Origin of the sequence: Pseudomonas gozinkensis, assembly GCF_014863585.1 — a bacterium.
Lineage (GTDB): Bacteria > Pseudomonadota > Gammaproteobacteria > Pseudomonadales > Pseudomonadaceae > Aquipseudomonas > Aquipseudomonas gozinkensis.
In genome coordinates, this window is record NZ_CP062253.1 from 2733885 (window position 1) to 2756061 (window position 22177).

At 58.5% G+C, this 22177-nt stretch carries 15 protein-coding genes, 1 tRNA gene, 2 rRNA genes and 1 pseudogene; 9 read left to right on the plus strand and 10 right to left on the minus strand.

The annotated features are described in order from the left end of the window. Positions 1-9: 9 nt before the first annotated feature. The 5 genes and pseudogenes from IHQ43_RS12125 (at position 10) to IHQ43_RS12145 (ending at position 5374) form a co-directional block, all read left to right on the plus strand. Positions 10-85: transfer RNA gene (locus tag IHQ43_RS12125), tRNA-Ala, on the plus strand. A gap of 244 nt (positions 86-329) precedes the next feature. Beyond that, positions 330-3220, plus strand: a 23S ribosomal RNA gene (locus IHQ43_RS12130). 155 nt (positions 3221-3375) lie between these two features. Beyond that, positions 3376-3491, plus strand: a 5S ribosomal RNA gene (rrf, locus tag IHQ43_RS12135). A gap of 74 nt (positions 3492-3565) precedes the next feature. Continuing rightward, positions 3566-3781, plus strand: a pseudogene (locus tag IHQ43_RS12140) (VOC family protein); the annotation flags it as partial. 48 nt (positions 3782-3829) lie between these two features. Continuing rightward, a complete protein-coding gene (locus IHQ43_RS12145) occupies positions 3830-5374 on the plus strand; it encodes a methyltransferase regulatory domain-containing protein (protein ID WP_192564541.1) in 1545 nt (514 codons plus the stop codon). A gap of 117 nt (positions 5375-5491) precedes the next feature. On the opposite strand, the gene tspO is transcribed toward IHQ43_RS12145, so the two are convergent. Further along, positions 5492-5935 (minus strand): tryptophan-rich sensory protein TspO, encoded by a 444-nt coding sequence (tspO, locus tag IHQ43_RS12150; protein ID WP_192564984.1) that lies wholly within the window; start codon positions 5933-5935, stop codon positions 5492-5494. A 280-nt stretch (positions 5936-6215) separates the two neighbouring features. On the opposite strand from tspO, the gene IHQ43_RS12155 reads away from it, so the two are divergent. Beyond that, on the plus strand, positions 6216-7751 hold the full coding sequence (locus tag IHQ43_RS12155) for a sensor domain-containing diguanylate cyclase (protein WP_192564542.1): 1536 nt from the start codon (positions 6216-6218) through the stop codon (positions 7749-7751). Between the two features lie 82 nt (positions 7752-7833). Here IHQ43_RS12155 and IHQ43_RS12160 read toward each other — a convergent pair whose 3' ends face one another. Together IHQ43_RS12160 and IHQ43_RS12165 are read right to left on the minus strand one after the other, a co-directional pair. Next, a complete protein-coding gene (locus IHQ43_RS12160) occupies positions 7834-8958 on the minus strand; it encodes an alkene reductase (protein ID WP_192564543.1) in 1125 nt (374 codons plus the stop codon). Positions 8959-9075: 117 nt separating this feature from the next. After that, positions 9076-9753 (minus strand): type 1 glutamine amidotransferase domain-containing protein, encoded by a 678-nt coding sequence (locus IHQ43_RS12165; RefSeq protein WP_192564544.1) that lies wholly within the window; start codon positions 9751-9753, stop codon positions 9076-9078. A gap of 210 nt (positions 9754-9963) precedes the next feature. On the opposite strand from IHQ43_RS12165, the gene IHQ43_RS12170 reads away from it, so the two are divergent. After that, complete coding sequence (locus IHQ43_RS12170; RefSeq protein ID WP_192564545.1) at positions 9964-10548, plus strand: TetR/AcrR family transcriptional regulator; 585 nt, start codon at positions 9964-9966, stop codon at positions 10546-10548. Positions 10549-10692: 144 nt separating this feature from the next. Next, positions 10693-12819, plus strand: a complete 2127-nt coding sequence (locus IHQ43_RS12175; RefSeq protein WP_192564546.1) for a TonB-dependent siderophore receptor — start codon at positions 10693-10695, stop codon at positions 12817-12819. A gap of 56 nt (positions 12820-12875) precedes the next feature. Here IHQ43_RS12175 and IHQ43_RS12180 read toward each other — a convergent pair whose 3' ends face one another. From IHQ43_RS12180 to IHQ43_RS12195, 4 genes are all read right to left on the minus strand, one after another. Continuing rightward, positions 12876-13832, minus strand: a complete 957-nt coding sequence (locus IHQ43_RS12180; protein ID WP_192564547.1) for a 2-hydroxyacid dehydrogenase — start codon at positions 13830-13832, stop codon at positions 12876-12878. A 32-nt stretch (positions 13833-13864) separates the two neighbouring features. Then, positions 13865-14629 (minus strand): SDR family oxidoreductase, encoded by a 765-nt coding sequence (locus IHQ43_RS12185; RefSeq protein ID WP_192564548.1) that lies wholly within the window; start codon positions 14627-14629, stop codon positions 13865-13867. Between the two features lie 39 nt (positions 14630-14668). Then, entirely contained in the window at positions 14669-15361 is a 693-nt protein-coding gene (locus IHQ43_RS12190) for a fumarylacetoacetate hydrolase family protein (RefSeq protein WP_192564549.1), read from the minus strand. Between the two features lie 99 nt (positions 15362-15460). After that, the gene (locus IHQ43_RS12195; RefSeq protein ID WP_192564550.1) at positions 15461-16810 is read right to left on the minus strand and encodes an MFS transporter; all 1350 of its coding nucleotides are present in this window, start codon (positions 16808-16810) and stop codon (positions 15461-15463) included. Between the two features lie 590 nt (positions 16811-17400). Between IHQ43_RS12195 and IHQ43_RS12200 the strand changes: the two genes are divergently transcribed. Further along, on the plus strand, positions 17401-18333 hold the full coding sequence (locus IHQ43_RS12200; protein ID WP_192564551.1) for a helix-turn-helix transcriptional regulator: 933 nt from the start codon (positions 17401-17403) through the stop codon (positions 18331-18333). Between the two features lie 3 nt (positions 18334-18336). On the opposite strand, the gene IHQ43_RS12205 is transcribed toward IHQ43_RS12200, so the two are convergent. The 3 genes from IHQ43_RS12205 to IHQ43_RS12215 all read right to left on the minus strand — a co-directional run bounded on the left by IHQ43_RS12205 (position 18337) and on the right by IHQ43_RS12215 (position 22130). Further along, on the minus strand, positions 18337-19275 hold the full coding sequence (locus IHQ43_RS12205; protein ID WP_192564552.1) for an AraC family transcriptional regulator: 939 nt from the start codon (positions 19273-19275) through the stop codon (positions 18337-18339). Positions 19276-19296: 21 nt separating this feature from the next. Beyond that, positions 19297-20130, minus strand: coding sequence for an oxidoreductase (locus IHQ43_RS12210; protein WP_192564553.1), 834 nt, complete (start codon positions 20128-20130; stop codon positions 19297-19299). 140 nt (positions 20131-20270) lie between these two features. Further along, the gene (locus IHQ43_RS12215; protein WP_192564554.1) at positions 20271-22130 is read right to left on the minus strand and encodes an ABC transporter ATP-binding protein; all 1860 of its coding nucleotides are present in this window, start codon (positions 22128-22130) and stop codon (positions 20271-20273) included. Between the last annotated feature and the right edge of the window lie 47 nt (positions 22131-22177).

Genomic DNA, 22177 nt, shown 5'->3' on the forward strand with positions numbered 1-22177 from the left:
TAGAAATACGGGGCCATAGCTCAGCTGGGAGAGCGCCTGCCTTGCACGCAGGAGGTCAGCGGTTCGATCCCGCTTGGCTCCACCACTACTGCTTCTGAAGTAAGAGCTTAGAAATGAGCATTCCATCGTGTTGATGGTGAATGTTGATTTCTAGTCTTTGACTAGTTCGTTCTTTAAAAATTTGGGTATGTGATAGAAAGATAGACTGATGGCCACTTTCACTGGTGGTGATCAGGCTAAGGTAAAATTTGTGAGTTCTCTTAGTTGAGAAATTCGAATTTTCGGCGAATGTCGTCTTCACAGTATAACCAGATTGCTTGGGGTTATATGGTCAAGTGAAGAAGCGCATACGGTGGATGCCTTGGCAGTCAGAGGCGATGAAAGACGTGGTAGCCTGCGAAAAGCTTCGGGGAGTCGGCAAACAGACTTTGATCCGGAGATGTCTGAATGGGGGAACCCAGCCATCATAAGATGGTTATCTTGTACTGAATACATAGGTGCAAGAGGCGAACCAGGGGAACTGAAACATCTAAGTACCCTGAGGAAAAGAAATCAACCGAGATTCCCTTAGTAGTGGCGAGCGAACGGGGACTAGCCCTTAAGTGGCTTTGAGATTAGCGGAACGCTCTGGAAAGTGCGGCCATAGTGGGTGATAGCCCTGTACGCGAAAATCTCTTAGTCATGAAATCGAGTAGGACGGAGCACGAGAAACTTTGTCTGAATATGGGGGGACCATCCTCCAAGGCTAAATACTACTGACTGACCGATAGTGAACTAGTACCGTGAGGGAAAGGCGAAAAGAACCCCGGAGAGGGGAGTGAAATAGATCCTGAAACCGTATGCGTACAAGCAGTGGGAGCAGACTTTGTTCTGTGACTGCGTACCTTTTGTATAATGGGTCAGCGACTTATTTTCAGTGGCGAGCTTAACCGAATAGGGGAGGCGTAGCGAAAGCGAGTCTTAATAGGGCGTCTAGTCGCTGGGAATAGACCCGAAACCGGGCGATCTATCCATGGGCAGGTTGAAGGTTAGGTAACACTGACTGGAGGACCGAACCGACTACCGTTGAAAAGTTAGCGGATGACCTGTGGATCGGAGTGAAAGGCTAATCAAGCTCGGAGATAGCTGGTTCTCCTCGAAAGCTATTTAGGTAGCGCCTCATGTATCACTGTAGGGGGTAGAGCACTGTTTCGGCTAGGGGGTCATCCCGACTTACCAAACCGATGCAAACTCCGAATACCTACAAGTGCCGAGCATGGGAGACACACGGCGGGTGCTAACGTCCGTCGTGAAAAGGGAAACAACCCAGACCGTCAGCTAAGGTCCCAAAGTTATGGTTAAGTGGGAAACGATGTGGGAAGGCTTAGACAGCTAGGAGGTTGGCTTAGAAGCAGCCACCCTTTAAAGAAAGCGTAATAGCTCACTAGTCGAGTCGGCCTGCGCGGAAGATGTAACGGGGCTCAAACCATACACCGAAGCTACGGGTATCACGTAAGTGATGCGGTAGAGGAGCGTTCTGTAAGCCTGTGAAGGTGAGTTGAGAAGCTTGCTGGAGGTATCAGAAGTGCGAATGCTGACATGAGTAACGACAATGGGTGTGAAAAACACCCACGCCGAAAGACCAAGGTTTCCTGCGCAACGTTAATCGACGCAGGGTTAGTCGGTCCCTAAGGCGAGGCTGAAAAGCGTAGTCGATGGAAAACAGGTTAATATTCCTGTACTTCTGGTTATTGCGATGGAGGGACGGAGAAGGCTAGGCCAGCTTGGCGTTGGTTGTCCAAGTTTAAGGTGGTAGGCTGAAATCTTAGGTAAATCCGGGGTTTCAAGGCCGAGAGCTGATGACGAGTTGCCTTTAGGCGACGAAGTGGTTGATGCCATGCTTCCAAGAAAAGCTTCTAAGCTTCAGATAACCAGGAACCGTACCCCAAACCGACACAGGTGGTTGGGTAGAGAATACCAAGGCGCTTGAGAGAACTCGGGTGAAGGAACTAGGCAAAATGGCACCGTAACTTCGGGAGAAGGTGCGCCGGTGAGGGTGAAGCACTTGCTGCGTAAGCCCACGCCGGTCGAAGATACCAGGCCGCTGCGACTGTTTATTAAAAACACAGCACTCTGCAAACACGAAAGTGGACGTATAGGGTGTGACGCCTGCCCGGTGCCGGAAGGTTAATTGATGGGGTTAGCTAACGCGAAGCTCTTGATCGAAGCCCCGGTAAACGGCGGCCGTAACTATAACGGTCCTAAGGTAGCGAAATTCCTTGTCGGGTAAGTTCCGACCTGCACGAATGGCGTAACGATGGCGGCGCTGTCTCCACCCGAGACTCAGTGAAATTGAAATCGCTGTGAAGATGCAGTGTATCCGCGGCTAGACGGAAAGACCCCGTGAACCTTTACTATAGCTTTGCACTGGACTTTGAATTTGCTTGTGTAGGATAGGTGGGAGGCTTTGAAGCGTGGACGCCAGTTCGCGTGGAGCCATCCTTGAAATACCACCCTGGCAACTTTGAGGTTCTAACTCAGGTCCGTTATCCGGATCGAGGACAGTGTATGGTGGGTAGTTTGACTGGGGCGGTCTCCTCCTAAAGAGTAACGGAGGAGTACGAAGGTGCGCTCAGACCGGTCGGAAATCGGTCGTAGAGTATAAAGGCAAAAGCGCGCTTGACTGCGAGACAGACACGTCGAGCAGGTACGAAAGTAGGTCTTAGTGATCCGGTGGTTCTGTATGGAAGGGCCATCGCTCAACGGATAAAAGGTACTCCGGGGATAACAGGCTGATACCGCCCAAGAGTTCATATCGACGGCGGTGTTTGGCACCTCGATGTCGGCTCATCACATCCTGGGGCTGAAGCCGGTCCCAAGGGTATGGCTGTTCGCCATTTAAAGTGGTACGCGAGCTGGGTTTAGAACGTCGTGAGACAGTTCGGTCCCTATCTGCCGTGGACGTTTGAGATTTGAGAGGGGCTGCTCCTAGTACGAGAGGACCGGAGTGGACGAACCTCTGGTGTTCCGGTTGTCACGCCAGTGGCATTGCCGGGTAGCTATGTTCGGGAAAGATAACCGCTGAAAGCATCTAAGCGGGAAACTTGCCTCAAGATGAGATCTCACTGGAACCTTGAGTTCCCTGAAGGGCCGTCGAAGACTACGACGTTGATAGGTTGGGTGTGTAAGCGCTGTGAGGCGTTGAGCTAACCAATACTAATTGCCCGTGAGGCTTGACCATATAACACCCAAGCAATCTGTAGACTCGAAAGAGACCAGATTGCGGTGTGTGAAGACGAAGATGAACCGAAAGTTCGACGCTCACAAAACACCTAGCTGTCACATACCCAATTTGCTGAAGCGAGGCCATCCGGTCACGACTCAGTACCCGAATTTCTTGACGACCATAGAGCGTTGGAACCACCTGATCCCATCCCGAACTCAGAAGTGAAACGATGCATCGCCGATGGTAGTGTGGGGTTTCCCCATGTGAGAGTAGGTCATCGTCAAGATTAAATTCCGAAACCCCAATTGCGAAAGCAGTTGGGGTTTTGTTTTGCCCGCAGGAAAGTTCTTACAGCATTCGGATATCGAAAAAGCCCACGATGAACTGCACGCCAAAGACGTACAACCCGAAGATGAAAACGGAAATCCGTTGACGCGCGAACACCTGCAGTCGCCTTCCGGTACGCGCATCATCTGGCTGCCAAAACACTTCGGACACTTCTCGATCAAGATTCTTGAAGAGCGTTCGCTGAAGGCGTTCATCGCCGATAGCTTTTCTTCTTGTGAATTGCCCTGACTACCCCTTATAAGAGCAACCTTCATTTCCGAAAGTAAGGGTGCACGCATGAGCAATGCCTGGAACGAGGGATATTTCACGGACGAAGGCTATACCTATGGGTATAGCCGGGAAATCAATCCGGTTTTCCAGCGTTATTGTTTGTTGTTGCGCGGTTTTGCCACGCTCGAAAGCACCGATGGTTATCACTGCGAACTGGGTTTTGGCCAGGGTGTTTCGATCAATATCCATGCCGCCGGCAATCCGGGATCCTACGTTGGCACAGACTTTCACCCAGGTCAGGCGGCCCATGCCATCGGGCTGGCGAGCGACTGGGGTAGCGATGCGCGGTTGTATGACGATAGTTTCGAACAGTTGCTGGCACGCAACGATCTGCCGCAATTCGACAGCATCAGCCTGCATGGCATCTGGACTTGGGTCAGCCGTGACAACCACAAGCTGATCGTCGAGTTCACTCGCCGTCATCTCAAGCCGGGCGGCCTGCTGTTTATCAGTTACAACTGCCTCCCGGGGTGGTCGCCATTGGCGCCACTGCGCAATCTGTTCAGCCTGCATGACCGATTTTCCTCCCAGGCGTCTGTACGCCCGGATCAGCGTATCGATGCTGCGTTGCAATTTTCCGAAGCGCTTTTGGCGGCGAACCCCAAATATGCCAACTCGGCGCCGGGGCTGGATGCCAAGCTGCAGAGCATCAAAGGCCAGAATCGTCAGTACGTCGCCCATGAGTATTTCAACCGTGACTGGAATTGCATGTATTTCACTGACGTGGTCGATGCGCTGTCACCCGCCAAGCTCGACTATGCCACGACAGCTGTACCGGTGGACTCGGTGGATCCGCTCAACCTGAGCGCCGAAGGCATGGACTTTCTGGAGGGCATCGAGCATCCGATCATGCGCGAGCAGGCGCGCGATTACTTCGTCAACCAGAGCTTCCGTCGGGATCTGTACATTCGGGGCGCCAACAGACTGTCCGCCTCAGAGCATCGCGAGCGCATGCTCAGTACACGCTTTGCCCTGTTGCAGGCAGCAGGCAGCGTACCGGACACGGTCACCGGTCCGGCAGGTGCCGCCACACTGCAGCCGGAAATCTACCGCCCGGTTCTCGAAGCGCTGGCGGACGGGGACTATGCACCAAAGAGCCTCCGTCATTTGCTGGATCTTGTGCCCTCGTTGCCTTATGGCGACATGGAGCAAGCCATCAACGTATTGATCGGCATGGGGGCCGTGGCGCCATGCCAGAGCGAGGCGGCCGAGAAGCTCGTTCAGGCGCGGTGCAATTCGCTCAACCTGCAACTGTGCAAGCGTTCGTTGTACGGTCCCAAAGTCCAGGTTCTGGTCAGCCCTGTCACCGGTGGCGGATTGGTCGTCAGCCGCATCCAGCAGTTGTTCCTGATCTCGATCAAACAGGGCAAAAAGCATCCGGCTGAATGGGCACAACTGGCGTGGGGCATCATCGGTGGACAGGGCGAAGGCCTTCTCAAGGATGGCAGGGCGTTGACCACTGCCGAAGAAAACCTTGCCGAACTCACCGAGCAAGCCGAGGCGTTTGCCGAGGGTTTGCTGGTCATTCTCAAAGCGTTGAAAGTCGCCTGATTGTGATCCGGGCGGGGCAGAGCGCCGACGCGCAGTTTTCCTCCGCCCGCGTGCGAACCTGTTCAGGACTGGCCCTGCTGTGGTGCGATCTCTGTTCCCGCAGGAGGGCCATGCGGGTCATTTCGAATTCTTGCGCAAAATCGAAAAGTTCAACGCCGCCGCAACGCACAGCCATGCCAGGTAAGGAAACAGAATCAGTCCGGTGATGAGATCCAGCCGCAAGGCCAGCACCACCATCAGCACGACCACCAGCCACAGCAACGCGAGTATCACCATCGCAGCAAACATGCGTTGTGCGCCAAAAAATACTGGCGTCCACAAAGTGTTCAGCGCGATCTGCGCCGCCCACAGCGCCAGCACCGTTTCACTCCCGGGAATCAGGGTCAATCGATAGCCGACCCAGGCCAGCAGCAGATAGATGATCGTCCAGGCCACCGGAAATGCCCAGTTGGGTGGGGTGAAGGCGGGTTTGGCGAGACCTTCGTACCAGGTGCCAGGCTTGAAGAAAATGCCAGTGCTGGCGGCGGCACCGCAGGCAATCAGAAAAATCACAAAATTCATCATGGGTCCTTTCCTTGTCTGAGCTCAGCGGTCGGGGGGGCGAGCAATGCTTGTGTGTGCAGTCTCAAGCTTCGACGCCAGGCGAGGCGAAAAGTCCGGTCGGACTCAGGTTTTTATCGGCCAGGCCGATCGCGAAGAGTTAACCCTGACCGCGACACTCTGTTGCTGCGCCCTTGATGGACTGCTTGTATCCTTGTGCCGCCAAGGAAATACGGTCGGTTTTATTGCCCTGGTCCAATGATAGCCGTGACGGAAACCGGACTTTCCAAAAGGTACTGATGTGAAGCGTGATACTCACCTCGTAATGCTCTTGCTGTTGGTTATCGGCTGTTCCCTGGCGTCGCTGACGATCTGGAAAGTGCTGGGCTCTCGGGATCAAGCACTTGATGAGGTCAACGTACACGGGCTGAACCTGACCCAGGCGCTCGAGACTTATTCCGAAGGCATTGTTCGGCAGAGCTCGTTGCTTCTGCTCGGACTCGTCGAACGTCTGGAAACCGAGGGTGGTGGCCCAGCGCAGATCGAACGGCTCAATACATTGATCAACCGGCAGCGACCGCTGATGCCGCAGATGAGTGGTATCACGATCTACGACAACAAAGGTCACTGGTTGCTGTCATCCAACCGGCCGATTCCTGTCGGTGCCAACAGTAGCGACCGTGCCTATTTCACTCATCACCGTGACGATCCGTCCCGCGAGCCCTTCATCGGCCCGCCGATTCGTAGTCGCTCGAATCAGGAATGGGTGATTACCATCAGCCGGCGTTTCAATGACGCTCGCGGGGAGTTTGCCGGTGTGGTGGCGGTCACCCTGGGGGTGGAAAACTTCCTGCGGCTGTTCGGGCAACTCGATGTGGGACAGGAGGGCGCGATCGGCTTGTCCTACACCGACGGCACGATGCTGGTTCGCTATCCCTTTCGCGAACAGGACATGGGGCGCAACTTCTCCAAGTCGCCGATCTATGCGAAATACCTGGTGGACCAATCGGTCGGCACGGCTTCCTTCACCTCAAGCCTTGACGGCGTCGAACGGCTCTACGCCTTTCGCAAGAGTGAAACGCTGCCGCTGGTCACCACGGTTGCGCTCGGCAAGCGCGAAGCCCTGGCGGCGTGGCGACTCGAAGCGCTTCTGTCGATCGGCGTGGTCGCCACGCTGCTGGGGCTTACCGGCGTCATCGGCTGGTTTCTGATTCTCGATATCCGTCGTCGGACCCAAGTGGAAGGTGAGCTGCGGGACACTCAACAGCAATTGCTCGGCACGAACCGGCAGCTGGAACTGTTGGCGATGAAGGATGCGCTGACCGGTCTGGCCAACCGGCGGTGTTTCGATCAGACCCTGGAGATGGAAGCACGTCGGGCGAAGCGTGACGGGACTTCATTGGCATTGCTGATGATCGATCTCGACTATTTCAAGCTGTTCAACGATTCCCAAGGGCATGTTGCCGGCGACGAATGTTTACGGCAGGTGGGCAGAGTCCTCGAGACCTGCGTGCGCAGGCCGTCGGATCTGGTGGCGCGCTACGGCGGGGAAGAGATGGCGGTCATCATGCCCGATACCGACAGTGACGGTGCGGCGGTCGTGGCGCAACTGATCCTGGAACGGTTGGCGCACGAGCCCATCGCTCACCCGACCAGCCCCTTCGGTCGAGTGAGTGTGAGTATCGGGATGGCGGCGGCCTCGGGTTCGCAGCTGGACCGGGTACAAGGCCTGATCGAGGCGGCAGATCAGGCGCTTTATCTCGCCAAGGGGGCCGGACGGAACCAGGTTGCGAAGAGTGCAGTCAGTGACGGACTCCCGTCATCGCAGCCGGTCTGACCCTGCTTCCGTTCTGCCGCGGGATGGCGCAGTTGCTCCCGATCAGTGAGGAGCGCTTTATCGGATGCGGCAGATCAAATCGTTACTCCCTGTAGACCGGGTAATCCACATAGCCTTCGGCATGACCACCATACACCGTGGCCGGGTTCAGCGAATTCAGCGGCCAGCCGTTGGCGATGCGCGCGGGCAGATCCGGGTTGGCCATGAACGGGCGGCCGAATGCCACGAAGTCTGCCAGTCCGGATTCGAGCAACCGTGCCCCGGATTCTGCGTTGTAGCGCCCCGCGTAAATGATCGCGCCGCGGAAGGTGTCTCGCACCGCTCGACGGAAGGCTTCCGGCATCACGGGCGCATCGTCCCAGTCGGCCTCTGCGATGGACAGGTAAGCAATGCCGACATCTTGCAGCACCTTGATCGCTTCGATGTAAGTGGTGTGCGGATCTTCCTCGACCATGCCCAGATAAGTCCGCGCTTCATCGGTGGTAGTGAACAGCGGCGCAAAGCGCACACCGACTTTTTCCTTGCCGATGCACTCGGCGACCCCGGCCACCACTTCGCGCAGAAAGCGCAGGCGGTTATGCAACGAGCCGCCGTATTGATCGGTCCGCAGGTTGCTGTGGGCGGAGATGAACTGGTTCACCAGATAGCCATTGGCGCAGTGCAGTTCGATACCGTCGAAACCGGCGTCCATGGCATTGCGCGCCGCCTGGATGTACAGCTGAACCAGTTCCTGGACTTCCTCGGTGGTCAGTGCGCGAGGCGCAGACGGCGGTACCAGAGCGCCAATGCCCGGCGCAGTTTCGATGAACACGCTGACCCGGTCGGTGGCGACGGCAGAGGCCGACACCGGTGCATCGCCATTGGGCTGCAAGGCGGTGTGGGATACGCGACCGACGTGCCATAGCTGAGCGAAGATCACGCCGCCGCTGGCGTGGACGGCCTCGGTGACCTTGCGCCAACCGGCGATTTGTTCCGGGGAATGAATGCCCGGTGTCCAGGCGTAACCCTGTCCACGGGGTTCGATCTGGGTACCTTCGGTGACCAGCAAACCGGCACCGGCGCGTTGCTGGTAATACTCGGCCATCAATTCATTGGCGACATTCCCAGGCTGCGTGCTGCGTTGGCGGGTGAGGGGCGGCAGGACGATGCGGTTTTTCAGGGTGTGGCGGCCCAGGGTGGCGGGGGTGAAGAAACTGCTGTTGTTCATGGATATACCTTGTCCATGGTCTTATTAGACCAGTCGACTATTGCGCGAGCGAAAAAAGAACACCGTGCAACTCGCACACGGTGTCCGGATCAGTTGTTTCAATACTTAGTAAATGTCTCAGCCGAGCAGCTTCAAGAGTTTTTCGGCGACAGCCGCCGAGCTGGCGGGGTTCTGCCCGGTGACCAGTTTGCCATCCGTCACCACATGAACCTGCCAGTCAGCGACTTTGGAGTAGCGACCGCCAAGACGCTGAAATTCGTCTTCGATCAGGAAAGGCACGATATCCGTCAGACCGACCGCTGCTTCTTCGGAGTTAGTGAAACCCGTCACTTCGCGATGCTGGATCAGCGGTTTGCCGTCTGCGTCGACGACATGACGCAGCACCCCCGGCGCATGGCAGACGAAACCATGGGGCTTGTTGCTGCGGGCGAAGGCTTCGATCAGCGCAATCGAATGCTTGTCTTCGGCGAGGTCCCAGAGCGGGCCATGACCACCCGGGTAAAACACAGCATCGAAATCATCGGCGCTGACGTCGGCCAGACGTCCGGTGTTCGCCAGTGCCTGCTGGGCGGCGGGGTCGTGGCGGAAACGGTCGGTTTCCGCAGTTTGTGCGTCCGGCTCGTCGCTTTTCGGATCCAGCGGTGGCTGGCCGCCGGCGGGCGAAACCAGTGTGACGTCGGCGCCAGCGTCCTTGAAGGCGTAGTAGGGGGCTGCGAACTCTTCGAGCCAGAAGCCGGTTTTTTTGCCGGTGTTGCCAAGTTGATCGTGGGAAGTCAGAACCATCAAGATTTTCATAGAGCACCCTGGGTTGGTCAGGCGGCGTTCATGAGCAAGGGATTCGCACAGGATCGACACCGGGGAAAAGGTTTGTCGGAGCGCAGCATAGATTCCAATTAGACCAGTCGTCTAGTAATTTTTTGTCTGAAGCTTTTTCATGGACAGGTGTGGCAAACTCGCGTTCCTTTGAGTTAAACGACTGGTCTATTGCCTGGTAATTTGTGCCCCATGAAACCGACCTACGACGACACCCGCCAACATTTGCTCGACACCGGCCACCGGATGATGGCCGAGAAAGGCTTCACCAGTGTCGGCCTGAACGAGATCCTGCAGACCGCCGGTGTGCCCAAGGGCTCGTTCTATCACTACTTTAAATCCAAGGAACTGTACGGGCAGGCCTTGCTCGAGGATTACTTCGTCGACTACCTGGCCGACATGGAGCGACGTCTGACGCTGCCCGGCCTGAGCGCCCATGAACGGCTGATGGGTTACTGGCAAGGCTGGCAGGATCGCTGCACCCTGGAAGGTCACGGCGACGAATGTCTGGTGGTGAAACTCAGTGCCGAGGTGTCTGACCTGTCCGAAACCATGCGCCTGACCTTGCGTGATGGCGCCGAGCGAGTGGTGACGCGCATCACCGAGTGCATCGAACAGGGCCAGGTCGACCACAGCCTGCCTGAGGGGGATGCCCGGCAGTTGGCCGAAACCTTGTATCAGCTATGGCTGGGGGCCAGTCTGCTGAACAAACTGCAACGTACGGGGCAGTCGTTGAGTACGTCGATGGAGACCACGAAGCGCCTGCTGAGCGTGTGAGAAAGGAATGAGCGCAAGCGGTTGAGAGTCAGCTGCATAAGCGAATGGGAATAACTATCAAGTGCGCGACGATTGGTATACCATGCGCCGCGTTTTGCTGGCAGTTATCCCCTTCGTTCTGGCTTATCCGTAAGGTTTCCCCTCATGCGTCGAACTCTGCTGTCCATCTGTGTGTTGCAAGCGTTGTCTCCTTTCGCATGGGCCGAGCCCTCCGATTCAACAGCGTCAGCGCTGGAGCTGGATGCAACCGATGTGGTCGGTACCGCGGATTACGAAAGAGCGGACGGCCCGGTACAGGGATATCGCGCGACCCGTTCGGCCAGCGCCACCCGAACCGATACCTCGATCCATGAAACGCCACAGTCCATCAGTGTCGTCACCAGAGATGCGGTCGAAGACATCGGTGCCACGCGGCTGCAGGACGCACTGGATTACGCGGGCGGCGTCGGACGTGCCAACAATTTCGGCGGCCAGGGACTGACCACGTTCACCGTGCGCGGATTTACCACCGGCGAGTTCTACCGTAATGGTTTCCCGATCAATCGCGGGTATCCGAACATGCCGGATGCCAACACCGTCGAGCGTCTTGAGGTCCTGCGCGGGCCGGCGACCATGCTCTACGGCCGTGGCGATCCGGGCGGTACCTTCAATGTCGTTTCCAAACAACCGTTGCCCGAGCGCACGGTCACACTCGGCAGCCAGTTGAATGACCAAGGCATGCAGCGCGGTACCCTGGATGCTTCCGGCCCGCTCGATGAAGAGGGGCGTCTGGCCTATCGCCTGAATGTGGTGGGTGAGGGCGGCGATACGTTCCGCGATCACGTCGAAACCGAACGCTACGGCGTGACCCCTGTGCTGACCTGGCAAGCCAGCGATGACACCCGAGTGATCTTCGAGGGTGACTTCATGCGCAACAACCATCCGCTGGACCGGGGCGCGACGCGTTATCCCCGGCAGATCGGCACCGCCTCCCGCGACACCTTCTTCGGTGAACCGGACGCCGGCAAGTTGCACAACGACAACAACATGGCGCAATTGCGCTTTGAACATGTGCTCAATGATGACTGGACGCTCGGCGGTGGATTCCAGTGGCTCGACGGGACCTTGCAGGGCAATGCCATTGAAGCCAACGGCATCGCCGCCGACGGCCGGACCCTGGGACGAAACTTCAACTATCGCAAGCTGGAGTGGACGGACAAGGACACCCAACTCAACCTGACCGGTCACTTCTTCACCGGCGGACTGCAGCATACGTTGCTGACCGGTATCGAATACGAGGACTACGACTACCAGTCGATCATCCAGCGCTCCAGCGGCGCGGTGAGTGCCTATCCGATCGATATCTTCAATCCGGTCTATGGGCAGCCCCGTCCGGCACTGACGCGCACCCCGACCCACGACAAGGAAAATCTCAAGACCTACGCGGCGTTCGTACAGGATCAGGTGGCCCTGACCGAGCGCCTGAAAGTCCTGGCCGGCGCACGTTTCGAGCGCTTTGAACACGACTACGAAACCTACGTGCCCGGCGGCAAAAACTGGCAGGCCAGTGACAATGCCGTGACACCCCGCATCGGTGTGACCTACGACCTGACTGACACCCTCGCGGTCTACGCGGACACCGCGCGTTCCTTCAAACCCAATACCGGCGCAAGTCGGCAGGGTGGCGGCTTTGAACCGGAGAAAGGCAAATCCTGGGAGATGGGGATCAAATGGGAAGCGCTGGATCATCAGCTGAGTGTTGACGCGGCGATCTATCAGATTGAAAAGCGTAATGTCCTGACCACTGACCCGGTGGATTCGACTTTCAGCGTGGCTGCCGGGGAAGTGCGCAGCCGAGGGTTTGACCTCAATGTTGCCGGCAATCTGACTCCCGAGTGGCGCGTCATCGGGGGTTACGCCTACGTCGATGCCGAGGTGACCAAGGACAACGTGATCCGCTCCGGCACGCGACTGATGAACATCCCGAAAAACAGCTTCAGCCTGCTCAACGTCTACGAGTTCCAGGATGGTGCCCTTCGTGGTCTCGGTCTGGGAACGGGCCTCAAATATGTCAATGAGCGCGCGGGTCAAACGGCGAACACCGCGTTCTCGATGGGGAGCTACACCGTTGTCGACCTGCTCAGCTACTACAAGGTCAATGACAAGGTGCGCCTCAACCTCGACCTGAAAAACCTGTTTGACCGGGACTACGACGAAGGTGCATTCGGCAACGTCTACGCCTATCCGGGGGCGCCGAGAACGGTGCAGGTCGGTATCTCCTACACGTTGTAGTCCGATCGGGTCCGGAACCCATCATCGGGGGCAGCGGCCCCCGATGACTGTGAGGCTCAGCCGGTTACACAGCCTTGCGGAGTCTTTCCGGCAAAGCTGTCCAACAGGCTCGCCACGACCATTTCGCCCATCCGGGTGCGAGTCTGAAGGGTCGCGCTGGCGCGGTGCGGTTGCAACACCACTTGTTCATTGGCAAACAAGGCTTCAGGCACGTTTGGCTCGTCGACGAAAACATCCAGCGCCGCACCCGCGATCTCGCCGGCCTTCAGTGCCGCCACCAGATCGGTTTCGTTGACCAGTTTGCCGCGCGCCACGTTGATCAGGTATCCACCCTTGCCCAAGGCCTGCAACACGGAGGCATCGATGATGGCCTCGGCCTTGTCGGCCGCCGCCGCAAGAATCAGGGCATCACTGTCGCGGGCCAATTGCTTGAGGTCGGCGATGAACGTGTGGCTGACATCGCTCATCGGTTGCAGGTCGGTGTAACTGATCGGGCAGCCAAACGCAGCAGCTCGGGTGGCGACCGCTCGGCCGACCCGGCCCATGCCAACGATGCCGATACGCATGCCGGACACCTGACGTGCCAGCGGCAGCGGTGCAAGCGGCGTCGGGCTCTGCGGCCACTGACCCGAGCGAACATAACGGTCACTGGTGCACAGCCCGCGGCACACGGCGATCAGCAATCCGATGGCCAGGTCGGCCACGTCTTCGGTCAGTGCGCCGATGGTCGCGGTCACGCGGATCCCGCGATCCCTGGCGTAGGCCAGGTCGACCGCATCGGTGCCGACACCGTTGACCGCCACCACTTCCAGTTTGGGCAGTTGCGCCATCAGCGCCTGGCTGATGCCCGTGTGGCCACCGGTGATCACGCCGCGAATGTTGGCGCCGTGTTCCTGCAAATACGCCGCTTTGTCGGCCTGCTCGAAATAACGTCTGATCGTGAACAGTTCGCCGAGACGGGCATTGATTTCAGGAATCAGGATCGGGCTGAGCTGCAAGACTTCTGGCTTCATGTAAACCTCACTTACGCAATAAAAAAGCCGGCTCAACCGCGGCCGGCAAACGGCATGGCAGTGGCCATGACGGTCATGTTCAGGACGTTGGCCGACAGTGGCAGACCGGCGATGTAGCGCACAGCGTCGGCGACGTGCTTGACGTCGACCATCGGCTCCACGGCGATGCTGCCGTTGGCCTGGCGCACCCCTTTGGTCATGCGCACCGACATTTCGGTCAAGGCATTGCCGATATCGATCTGGCTGCAGGCGATATTGAATTCCCGACCATCCAGGGCCAGGGATTTGGTCAATCCCAATACCGCGTGTTTGCTGGCGGTGTACGCGCTGCTGAAAGGACGTGGGGTGTGGGCCGAAATCGAACCGTTATTGATGATGCGACCCCCCTGTGGCTGTTGCCGGCGCATGAGCCCGAACGCGCCGCGGGCACAGAGAAAAACACCGTTGAGGTTGGTATCGATCACGTTGCGCCACTGCTCGAACGTCAGCTCATCCAGCGGCACGGCGGGGGCATTGACCCCGGCATTGTTGAAGACCACGTCCAGGCGTCCGTAGACTTCGGCAATGGTTGCAAACAGCTGATCGACGCTGGCAGGGTCGCGTACATCGCTGGGCACCGCCAGGGCTTCGCGGCCTTCGCTGGCCGCCAGATCGACCAAGGCCTGCAAGGGTTCTGGCCGGCGTCCGGCCAGCACCAGGGTGTATCCGTCGGCCAGCAGGCCCAGGGCCACGGAACGGCCGATCCCGCTGCCGGCGCCGGTCACCAGGGCGACTTTCAAGGATTGAGTGTCAGACATCTTGTTGTTCTCCTTTTTTCCAATCACTTAATGACAGACTCAAGGCCGAGGGCCGACGCGCATTTTGAGTTGGCCGATGCCGTCGATCCCGGCATTGATGATGTCGCCGGGTTGCAAGACATCGACGCCGGCGGGGCTGCCGGTCATGATCAGGTCACCGGCCTTGAGTGTTACGGATTGCGAGATGCGGCTGATGACTTCACTCACCGACCAGATCTGGCTGTCGAGTCGATCGCGCTGGCGTTCTTCGCCGTTCACGCTCAACCATAATTCCCCTTCAAGCCGACCGGTCCGAGTGACCGGCACAATGGCGGTCATCGGTGCGGCGCCGTCAAACACCTTGGCACCTTCCCATGGCATGCCGTTGCGCTTGGCCAGCCGCTGTACGTCACGACGGGTCAGATCCAGTCCGGCGGCATAGCCCCAGACGTAGGCCAGCGCCTGGCTCTCGGGGATCTGCGCGCCGCCTTCACCGATGGCCACGACCAGCTCGATTTCATGGGCAAACTCTTCGGTCAGTGACGGGAAGATCACTTCACCAACAGCGTCCACCACGCAGCTTGCCGGTTTCATGAAGAACACCGGCGGCTGGCGAGGCTGGCCCTGGGTGTCCGGCCATGGGTAGTTGCGGCCGACGCAGAACACTCGTCCGACGGGAAAGCGTTGCTTGCTGCCGACCACCGGCAAGGTCACTGGCAGATCCGGGGTAAAGACGTATTCGGTCATGTTCATCCTGCTGGAAGTCCTGTGTGAGGGTGCAGCGTACGGCGGCAATCGCTGGCGAAGTTGGACGAAAGCCGCCTCAAATTGGAGAAAACAGTTGTTCTGCCTTCAGCGCGTTTTCAACTCGATGCGGTACAGGCGACCGAGCAGCAAGGAATAAGAGAGGGTGCCGATCAGCGCCACGGCACCGATGAACCAGAACGCCCAGGCGAACGAGCCGGTGGCGTGGACGATGGCACCGATCACGATCGGAGTGACGATGCCGCCGATGTTCGCGGCCAGGCTGGTGATCCCGCCGGTCAGCCCGATCAGTTCCTTGGGGGCCACCTCCGACACCGCCGCCCATGAGGACGACGCGATGCCCTGAGCGAAGAAGGCAATGGTCAGCACGGCGATGCAGATGACGTTCGAGTCGGTGAAATTCACCAGCACGATCGACATGCCCAGCATCGACCCGACCACCAGCGGCAGTTTCCGAGCGAAGGACATTGAATAGCCACGACGGATCAGCAGGTCGGACACGATGCCGGCGAGCAGGATGCCGACCGTTGCGCCCACGAAGGGCATCACGGCAAAGATCCCGACCTTGATCGTGGTCAGATGGCGTTCTTCGATCAGGTAGGTGGGGAACCAGGTGAGGAAGAAGTACAGCGCCGAAGTGCTGGCGAATTTGCCGATGCAAATGGCCCAGACCTGACGGTAGCTGAACAGCTCGGCGATCTGCCGCCAGTTGAAACGGGTGCGCTCCTGACTGCTCTTGACCAGTCCGCCACCGGCCTCGATGTATTTCAGCTCCTCCTTGCTGACTTTCTTGCAGTTCAACGGATCGCGATACAGATACAGCCACAGCACACCGAAGACGATGCCGAGCGCGCCGGTGCTGTAGAAGACATGGCGCCAGTCAAAGGTTGTGGCCAGCCACAGCAACGCACCGGTAAACAGCGCCGTCCCCAGGTATTGCCCGCAGACGTAGATGCTGCTGGCCATGCCCCGTTCCCGGGCCGGAAACCACACGGTCACGGCACGGCTGTTGGCCGGAAACGCGGGTGCTTCCATCGCCCCGACGGCCAGGCGCAGGCCGAACAGCGAAGCGAATCCCGTCGCGAAGCCTTGAAATACGGTCACGGTCGACCAACTGATCAGTGAAACCCCGTAGGTAAAACGTGAGCCGAAGCGGTCGGCGATAAACCCGGCCGGCACCAGAGCGAGTGCGTATGTCCAGGCAAAGGCAGAGAAGATCAGCCCCATTTCGATCTTGTCCAGGCCCAGGTCCTTGGCCATGAACGGGGCAGCAATCGAGATGTTCACCCGGTCGATGTAGTTGATGATCGTCGCAATCAGCAACAGCGAGAGCATGAACCAGCGTCGCCGTGTTGGCAGTCTCCGGGATGACACGGCGTCCCTGTCGGTGACAATCAACGGCGGGGCGGTGGTCTGAGAGGTGTGCGAATTCGACATGAGTGGACCTCGTTATTGTTAGAAGTGTCGAGTTGTTTGCGGACAGCCGACGCCGTTGCCCTCCGTCCGGGAGCAAGGCAATCGAAGTTGAAACCAATGGCACCAACGGCCAGGGTCAGACGTTCAGGAACGTCTCCCGGCTGGCGTCGTCGGTAATGAGTGGGGAGGGGCGGCGGGGAGCAATAGCGGATTCATGACGTGCGCACCTTCTGTTGTTTTTGAAAGAGGTTGGGCTGCGTGGGAAATACAGTGGTCGTACAACCTCTTTAAATCAATCAAGGTGTTAGATCATTTTTTCCGGAGAAGGGAGTGCCAGATAAACCTGTCCAAAAAAATCCATACAGTGAATTTTCCAGATGGTTTCTTGTTTTCTTTATATGTCACTGTTTTTGAATGGAAAAAACAATGACTGTACGGTCGCTTTTTTTGGACAGGCACCCTCGGTACCCGCGGTGTAGAAAATTCACTGAGCCTGATGTCATCGTATGACTGCTTGAAGGGCTGGCGATGAACCTTCAAGATGAGCCACGCCGATTGCTCGGCAACGCCAGGAAATCCTGCCCCAATACCTGTCGAGAGATTCTTTGGAAATGACGTCACAATGCCGTGTACCCACCTACGTCATGCAGCAACGCAGCGAGATGATGGACTTCTATATTCGTGACAAGAAGGGTCGCCGCGCCGAGACCAGCCCGCATCGACACGAATACTTCCAGATCCAGATCAACCTCGGCGGTGACACGGTGCAGCACATCGGCAGTGCGGTTCGTCCATTCCCGCGCAATGCGCTGGCGTTCATCCTGCCCCATCGTGTGCACGTGATTCCGCATCCGGCGGACAGCAATTTCATGGTGATCAACTTTTCCCAGACCTTTCTGCTGCCGCATTTGCAGTGCGACCCGATGGATCTGGAGGAGGTATCGATTCTCCTGGCCCCCGAGTTGTCGCCTTTCCGCTTTCAGGAGCATCTGGATTTCATTCTGGGGAATGAGGATTTCAGCGAAATCTGTGGCTTGATCGACCAGATGCGCAGGCTGGACGAGAATCGTCAGTTCGGTACACGCGAAGTGCTCAAGGGATTGCTCCTGCAACTGGTGGGCAAGGTGTGCGTCCTGTATGCCGAACCACTCAAACGCCTGGCGGAAGAAAATGCTGCGCAAGCCAGCCGGCGGGATGCGTTGAGCAGGATGTTCGAGTATCTGCGCAAGAACATTGCCGACCCCGATCTCAATCTGATCAAGGTCGCGGCGGCTACCTATCTGTCACCGACCTATCTCACGCACTGGCTGCGCAAGGAAATCGGCAAGACCTTCACCGAGCTGGTGCTGGAGCGAAGAATGCATGCGGCGCGCAATTACCTGCTCAACGGGACGCGATCAGTGGGCGAGGTCGCGAGGTTATGTGGTTTCGCCGATGAAGCTTATTTTTCTCGACGCTTTCGCCAGATCCATGGCCAGCCACCTGGACAGTTCCGCCGTCGACAACTGGACCCCGACACTCCGCAATCACCTGTAGATGCCTGACGGCTAATGCGACGAAACATAGACCGAGGCCGACGTCGGCGCAGGCAACGCATAGGTTGCCTTCATCCACTCGATCTCCGCCTGCGGTGTTCGGCCGAAAAAGCGTTTGAACTCACGGCTGAATTGCGAAGCACTTTCATAGCCGACACTGAACGCCGCCGCTGACGCAGTCATGGCATTGCGCAGCATCAACAAGCGCGCCTGATGCAGGCGCGTTGACTTCAAATATTGCATGGGAGAGGCGTCCGTCACACTGCGAAAGTGCAGGTGAAAACTGGGCACGCTCATGCTCGCTTCGCGGGCCAATTGCTCGACGTCCAGGCGCTCCTGATAGCTGCTGTGGATCTTGCGGATCGCCCGCGTCACCTTGCCGAAGTGCCCTTGCCGATTGAGTGCGGCGCGCATCGATCCGCCTTGCTCGCCGGTCAGGATGCGGTAATAGATTTCCCGCAACAGTGACGGCCCCAATATCTGCGCTTCACCCGGAATGCTCATGGCTTCGAGAAAGCGCAGTGTCGATGCGCGCAGGCTGTCGTCCATCGGCGAGGCGAACATGCCTTTTGGTTGAGCATCGCTCGGGCCGTGGACGTCATCCACTTGCTGCATCAACTCGCTGGCCACCTGGAAATCGAGTCGCATATAGATCGCGAGCATTGGCTCGGCCTCGGAAGCATCGGTCTCCATGGTGAAGGGGATCGGAACGGACACCACCAGATAATGCTGGGCGTCATAGACGTAGACGTCATCGCCCAGATACCCGCGCTTCTGCCCCTGACAGAGAATCACGATGCCGGGGTCGTACAGCACCGGCGTGCGGGTCAGTGGCCGGTTCGAGCGCAAGAAACGCACGCCCTCCAAGGCACTGAGGTTGTAGCCCTCGACCGGTGCCAGCGCTTCCATGAGCTGCACCATGCGCGAAGTACTTGCGTCGGCCTGTTTCATTGCGTTCTCTCTGTGGGCCGTTCAATGGTCGGTGGAACGGGTCAGCGCTTCCCATTGGTCGATCTCGCTGGCGGCGCGTTTCAGCTTGTCGCGCACCAGGCTCAATGCATCGCTGCCCAGCAACAGATGCGCTGGCGGAGCAGGGCAGGCGATGATCTGCAACATCGCCTGCGCCGCTTTGCGCGGATCGCCGAGTTGCTTGCCGCTCTTGTCTTCGCGCGCCTTGCGCACCGGATCGAAGCTGGCGTCATAGTCGCCAATGCTGCGGGGCGTGCGCTGCATCGAGCGACCGGCCCAGTCGGTTCGAAATGAACCCGGTGCGACGGCGGTCACGAAGATATTGAACGGCGCCAGTTCCTTGCTCAGGGTATCGGAGATGCCTTCGAGCGCAAACTTGCTGCCGCAGTAGTAGGCAATGCCCGGCATCGTGATCGTGCCGCCCATCGACGTGATATTGAGAATATGGCCGGCCCGCCGCTTGCGAAAGAACGGCACAAACGCCTTGGTCACGGCAACCGCGCCGAACACATTCACGTCGAACTGGCGGCGCATGTCCTCCAGCGGCGATTCTTCGAAGATGCCTTCATGGCCGTAGCCGGCGTTGTTGATCAGCACATCGACCGGGCCGTGGGTCGCTTCGACGGTTGCCACGACGCTATCGATGCGGTCGAAGTCCGTGACATCCAACAGCACGCCATACGCATTATCGATAGATAGAGCCTGAAAGGCTTGCAGGTCGGCTTCGCTGCGCACGGTGCCGATGACGCGGTGTCCGGCGGCCAGTGCTTCCTTGGCCAGCGCGTGGCCGAAGCCGCTGCTGACGCCGGTGATGAAGAGGGTTTTGGTGTGGTGCATGACGTACTCCGCAAATCAGGTGTGACGTCATGGTAGCCAGCGATAAATCGTTCACCTATGCCGGTTTGTCTTTGAACCTTGCCTAATCCTCTGCGCGGCAATCAGCCCCGCAATCGTTATCGCGGGGCTGATCAGAGGACTCACGCCTGATCCATCGCCTCGGCCACGCCCTGATCCTCACCCAGAAACCCGCCACTCTGATGCTGCCACAGCCGCGCATAGGTGCCGTTTTTCGCCAGCAGTTCGGTGTGGGTACCTTGCTCGATGATGCGCCCCTCATCCATGACAATCAGTCGATCCATCGCCGCAATCGTCGACAGTCGATGCGCGATGGCAATCACGGTCTTGCCCTGCATCATTTCATCGAGGCTTTCCTGAATGGCGACTTCGACTTCGGAATCCAAGGCGCTTGTTGCTTCGTCCAGTAGAAGGATCGGCGCGTTCTTGAGCATCACCCGGGCGATGGCGATGCGTTGGCGCTGGCCACCGGAAAGCTTGATGCCGCGCTCGCCTACCAGCGTGTCGTAGCCGGTGTGGCCCTGGCGGTCGCTGAGCTGGTTGATGAAGCCGTCGGCCTGGGCGTTGGTCGCAGCACGCTGGATCTGTTCGTCGGTTGCGTCCGGTCGGCCGTAGGCGATGTTGTCGCGAATGGAGCGGTGCAGCAGGGACGTGTCCTGAGTGACCATGCCGATCGCGCTGCGCAGGCTGTCCTGCGTCACCTGCGCGATGTTTTGCCCGTCGATGCGAATCTCGCCACGGTCAACATCATAGAAGCGCAGCAGCAGGTTGATCAGCGTGGATTTACCGGCACCGGAGCGGCCCACCAGACCGATTTTTTCCCCCGGCCGGATGCTCAGGCTCAAGCCGTCGAGCACCTGGCGTTCGCCGTTGTAGTTGAAGCTCACGTTGTCGAATTCCACGGCGCCGCCGGCAGGCACCAGCACGCCGGCGTCCGGCGCGTCCTGCACCTTGGGGCCACGGGTCAGGGTGTCCATCCCGTCCTGCACGGTGCCGATGTTTTCGAACAGCGACGTCATCTGCCACATGATCCAGTGCGACATGCCGTTGATGCGCAACGCCATGGCCGTGATCGCCGCCACGGCGCCGGTGCCGACTTCGCCCTGATGCCACAGCCACAAGGCGTAGCCGCCGGCGCCCATGATCAGCCCGACGACCAGCGCCTGATTGACGATCTCGAACTGGCTGACCAGACGCATCTGACGGAAGCCGGTCTGCTTGAAATCCTCCATCGCCGCCCGCGCAAAGTGCGCTTCACGTTTGGAGTGGGAGAACAGTTTCACCGTGGTGATGTTGGTGTAGGCGTCCGAAACCCGCCCCGTCATCGATGAGCGCGCATGGGCCTGTTCCTGTCCGACCTGGCCCAGGCGTGGCACGAAATACAGCATCGCCAGCCCGAACAGCGCGACCCAGGCAATGAACGGCAGCATGAGTTTCAGGGCGAAACCGCCGGCCAGCGCGATGATCGCAATGAAATAAACGCCAATGCCCGGTGCGATCTCGATAACGGTGAACAGCACCTCGCGCACGGCCAGTGCCGTCTGCATGACCTTGGTGGTGACCCGCCCGGAAAACTCGTCGGAAAAGAACGAAAGGCTCTGCCGCAGCATCAGCCGATGGAAATCCCAGCGCAGCCGCAACGGCAGGTTGATCGCCAACACCTGGTGCTGAACCATGGTGCGCAGCGCCACCAGCCCGACGCTGGTCAGCAACACGATGCCAATGCCCCACAGCACGCGGCTCTCTTGCCCGTTTACGTCGCCGCCAGCCTGCCACGTCGAGAGCAGATCCACGACCTGACCCAGAAAGGAAAACAACCAGGCTTCGTAGATCGACACACCGGCACTGAGCAGCGCCAGCGCGAGGATATAACCGCGAGCGCCGCGGGTGCAGGCCCACAGGAACCGCGCCAGACCGACCGGCGGTGGCGGTGCTTCGTCAGGCGGGAAGGGATCGAGCCGTTGTTCAAACAGGCGAAGCATTGTGGGTCTCCGAAATCATCAGTTGCGGGGATTCTGCCATTTAACGA

Coding starts and splice junctions, on each gene's coding strand:
- IHQ43_RS12165 (WP_192564544.1), bottom strand. CDS start 9,753: ATGAAAATCTTGATGGTTCTGACTTCCCACGATCAACTTGGCAACACC.
- IHQ43_RS12185 (WP_192564548.1), bottom strand. CDS start 14,629: ATGTCTGACACTCAATCCTTGAAAGTCGCCCTGGTGACCGGCGCCGGC.
- IHQ43_RS12145 (WP_192564541.1), top strand. CDS start 3,830: ATGAGCAATGCCTGGAACGAGGGATATTTCACGGACGAAGGCTATACC.
- IHQ43_RS12205 (WP_192564552.1), bottom strand. CDS start 19,275: ATGAAACAGGCCGACGCAAGTACTTCGCGCATGGTGCAGCTCATGGAA.
- IHQ43_RS12215 (WP_192564554.1), bottom strand. CDS start 22,130: ATGCTTCGCCTGTTTGAACAACGGCTCGATCCCTTCCCGCCTGACGAA.
- IHQ43_RS12200 (WP_192564551.1), top strand. CDS start 17,401: ATGACGTCACAATGCCGTGTACCCACCTACGTCATGCAGCAACGCAGC.
- IHQ43_RS12210 (WP_192564553.1), bottom strand. CDS start 20,130: ATGCACCACACCAAAACCCTCTTCATCACCGGCGTCAGCAGCGGCTTC.
- IHQ43_RS12180 (WP_192564547.1), bottom strand. CDS start 13,832: ATGAAGCCAGAAGTCTTGCAGCTCAGCCCGATCCTGATTCCTGAAATC.
- IHQ43_RS12170 (WP_192564545.1), top strand. CDS start 9,964: ATGAAACCGACCTACGACGACACCCGCCAACATTTGCTCGACACCGGC.
- IHQ43_RS12195 (WP_192564550.1), bottom strand. CDS start 16,810: ATGTCGAATTCGCACACCTCTCAGACCACCGCCCCGCCGTTGATTGTC.
- IHQ43_RS12175 (WP_192564546.1), top strand. CDS start 10,693: ATGCGTCGAACTCTGCTGTCCATCTGTGTGTTGCAAGCGTTGTCTCCT.
- IHQ43_RS12190 (WP_192564549.1), bottom strand. CDS start 15,361: ATGAACATGACCGAATACGTCTTTACCCCGGATCTGCCAGTGACCTTG.
- IHQ43_RS12160 (WP_192564543.1), bottom strand. CDS start 8,958: ATGAACAACAGCAGTTTCTTCACCCCCGCCACCCTGGGCCGCCACACC.
- tspO (WP_192564984.1), bottom strand. CDS start 5,935: ATGAATTTTGTGATTTTTCTGATTGCCTGCGGTGCCGCCGCCAGCACT.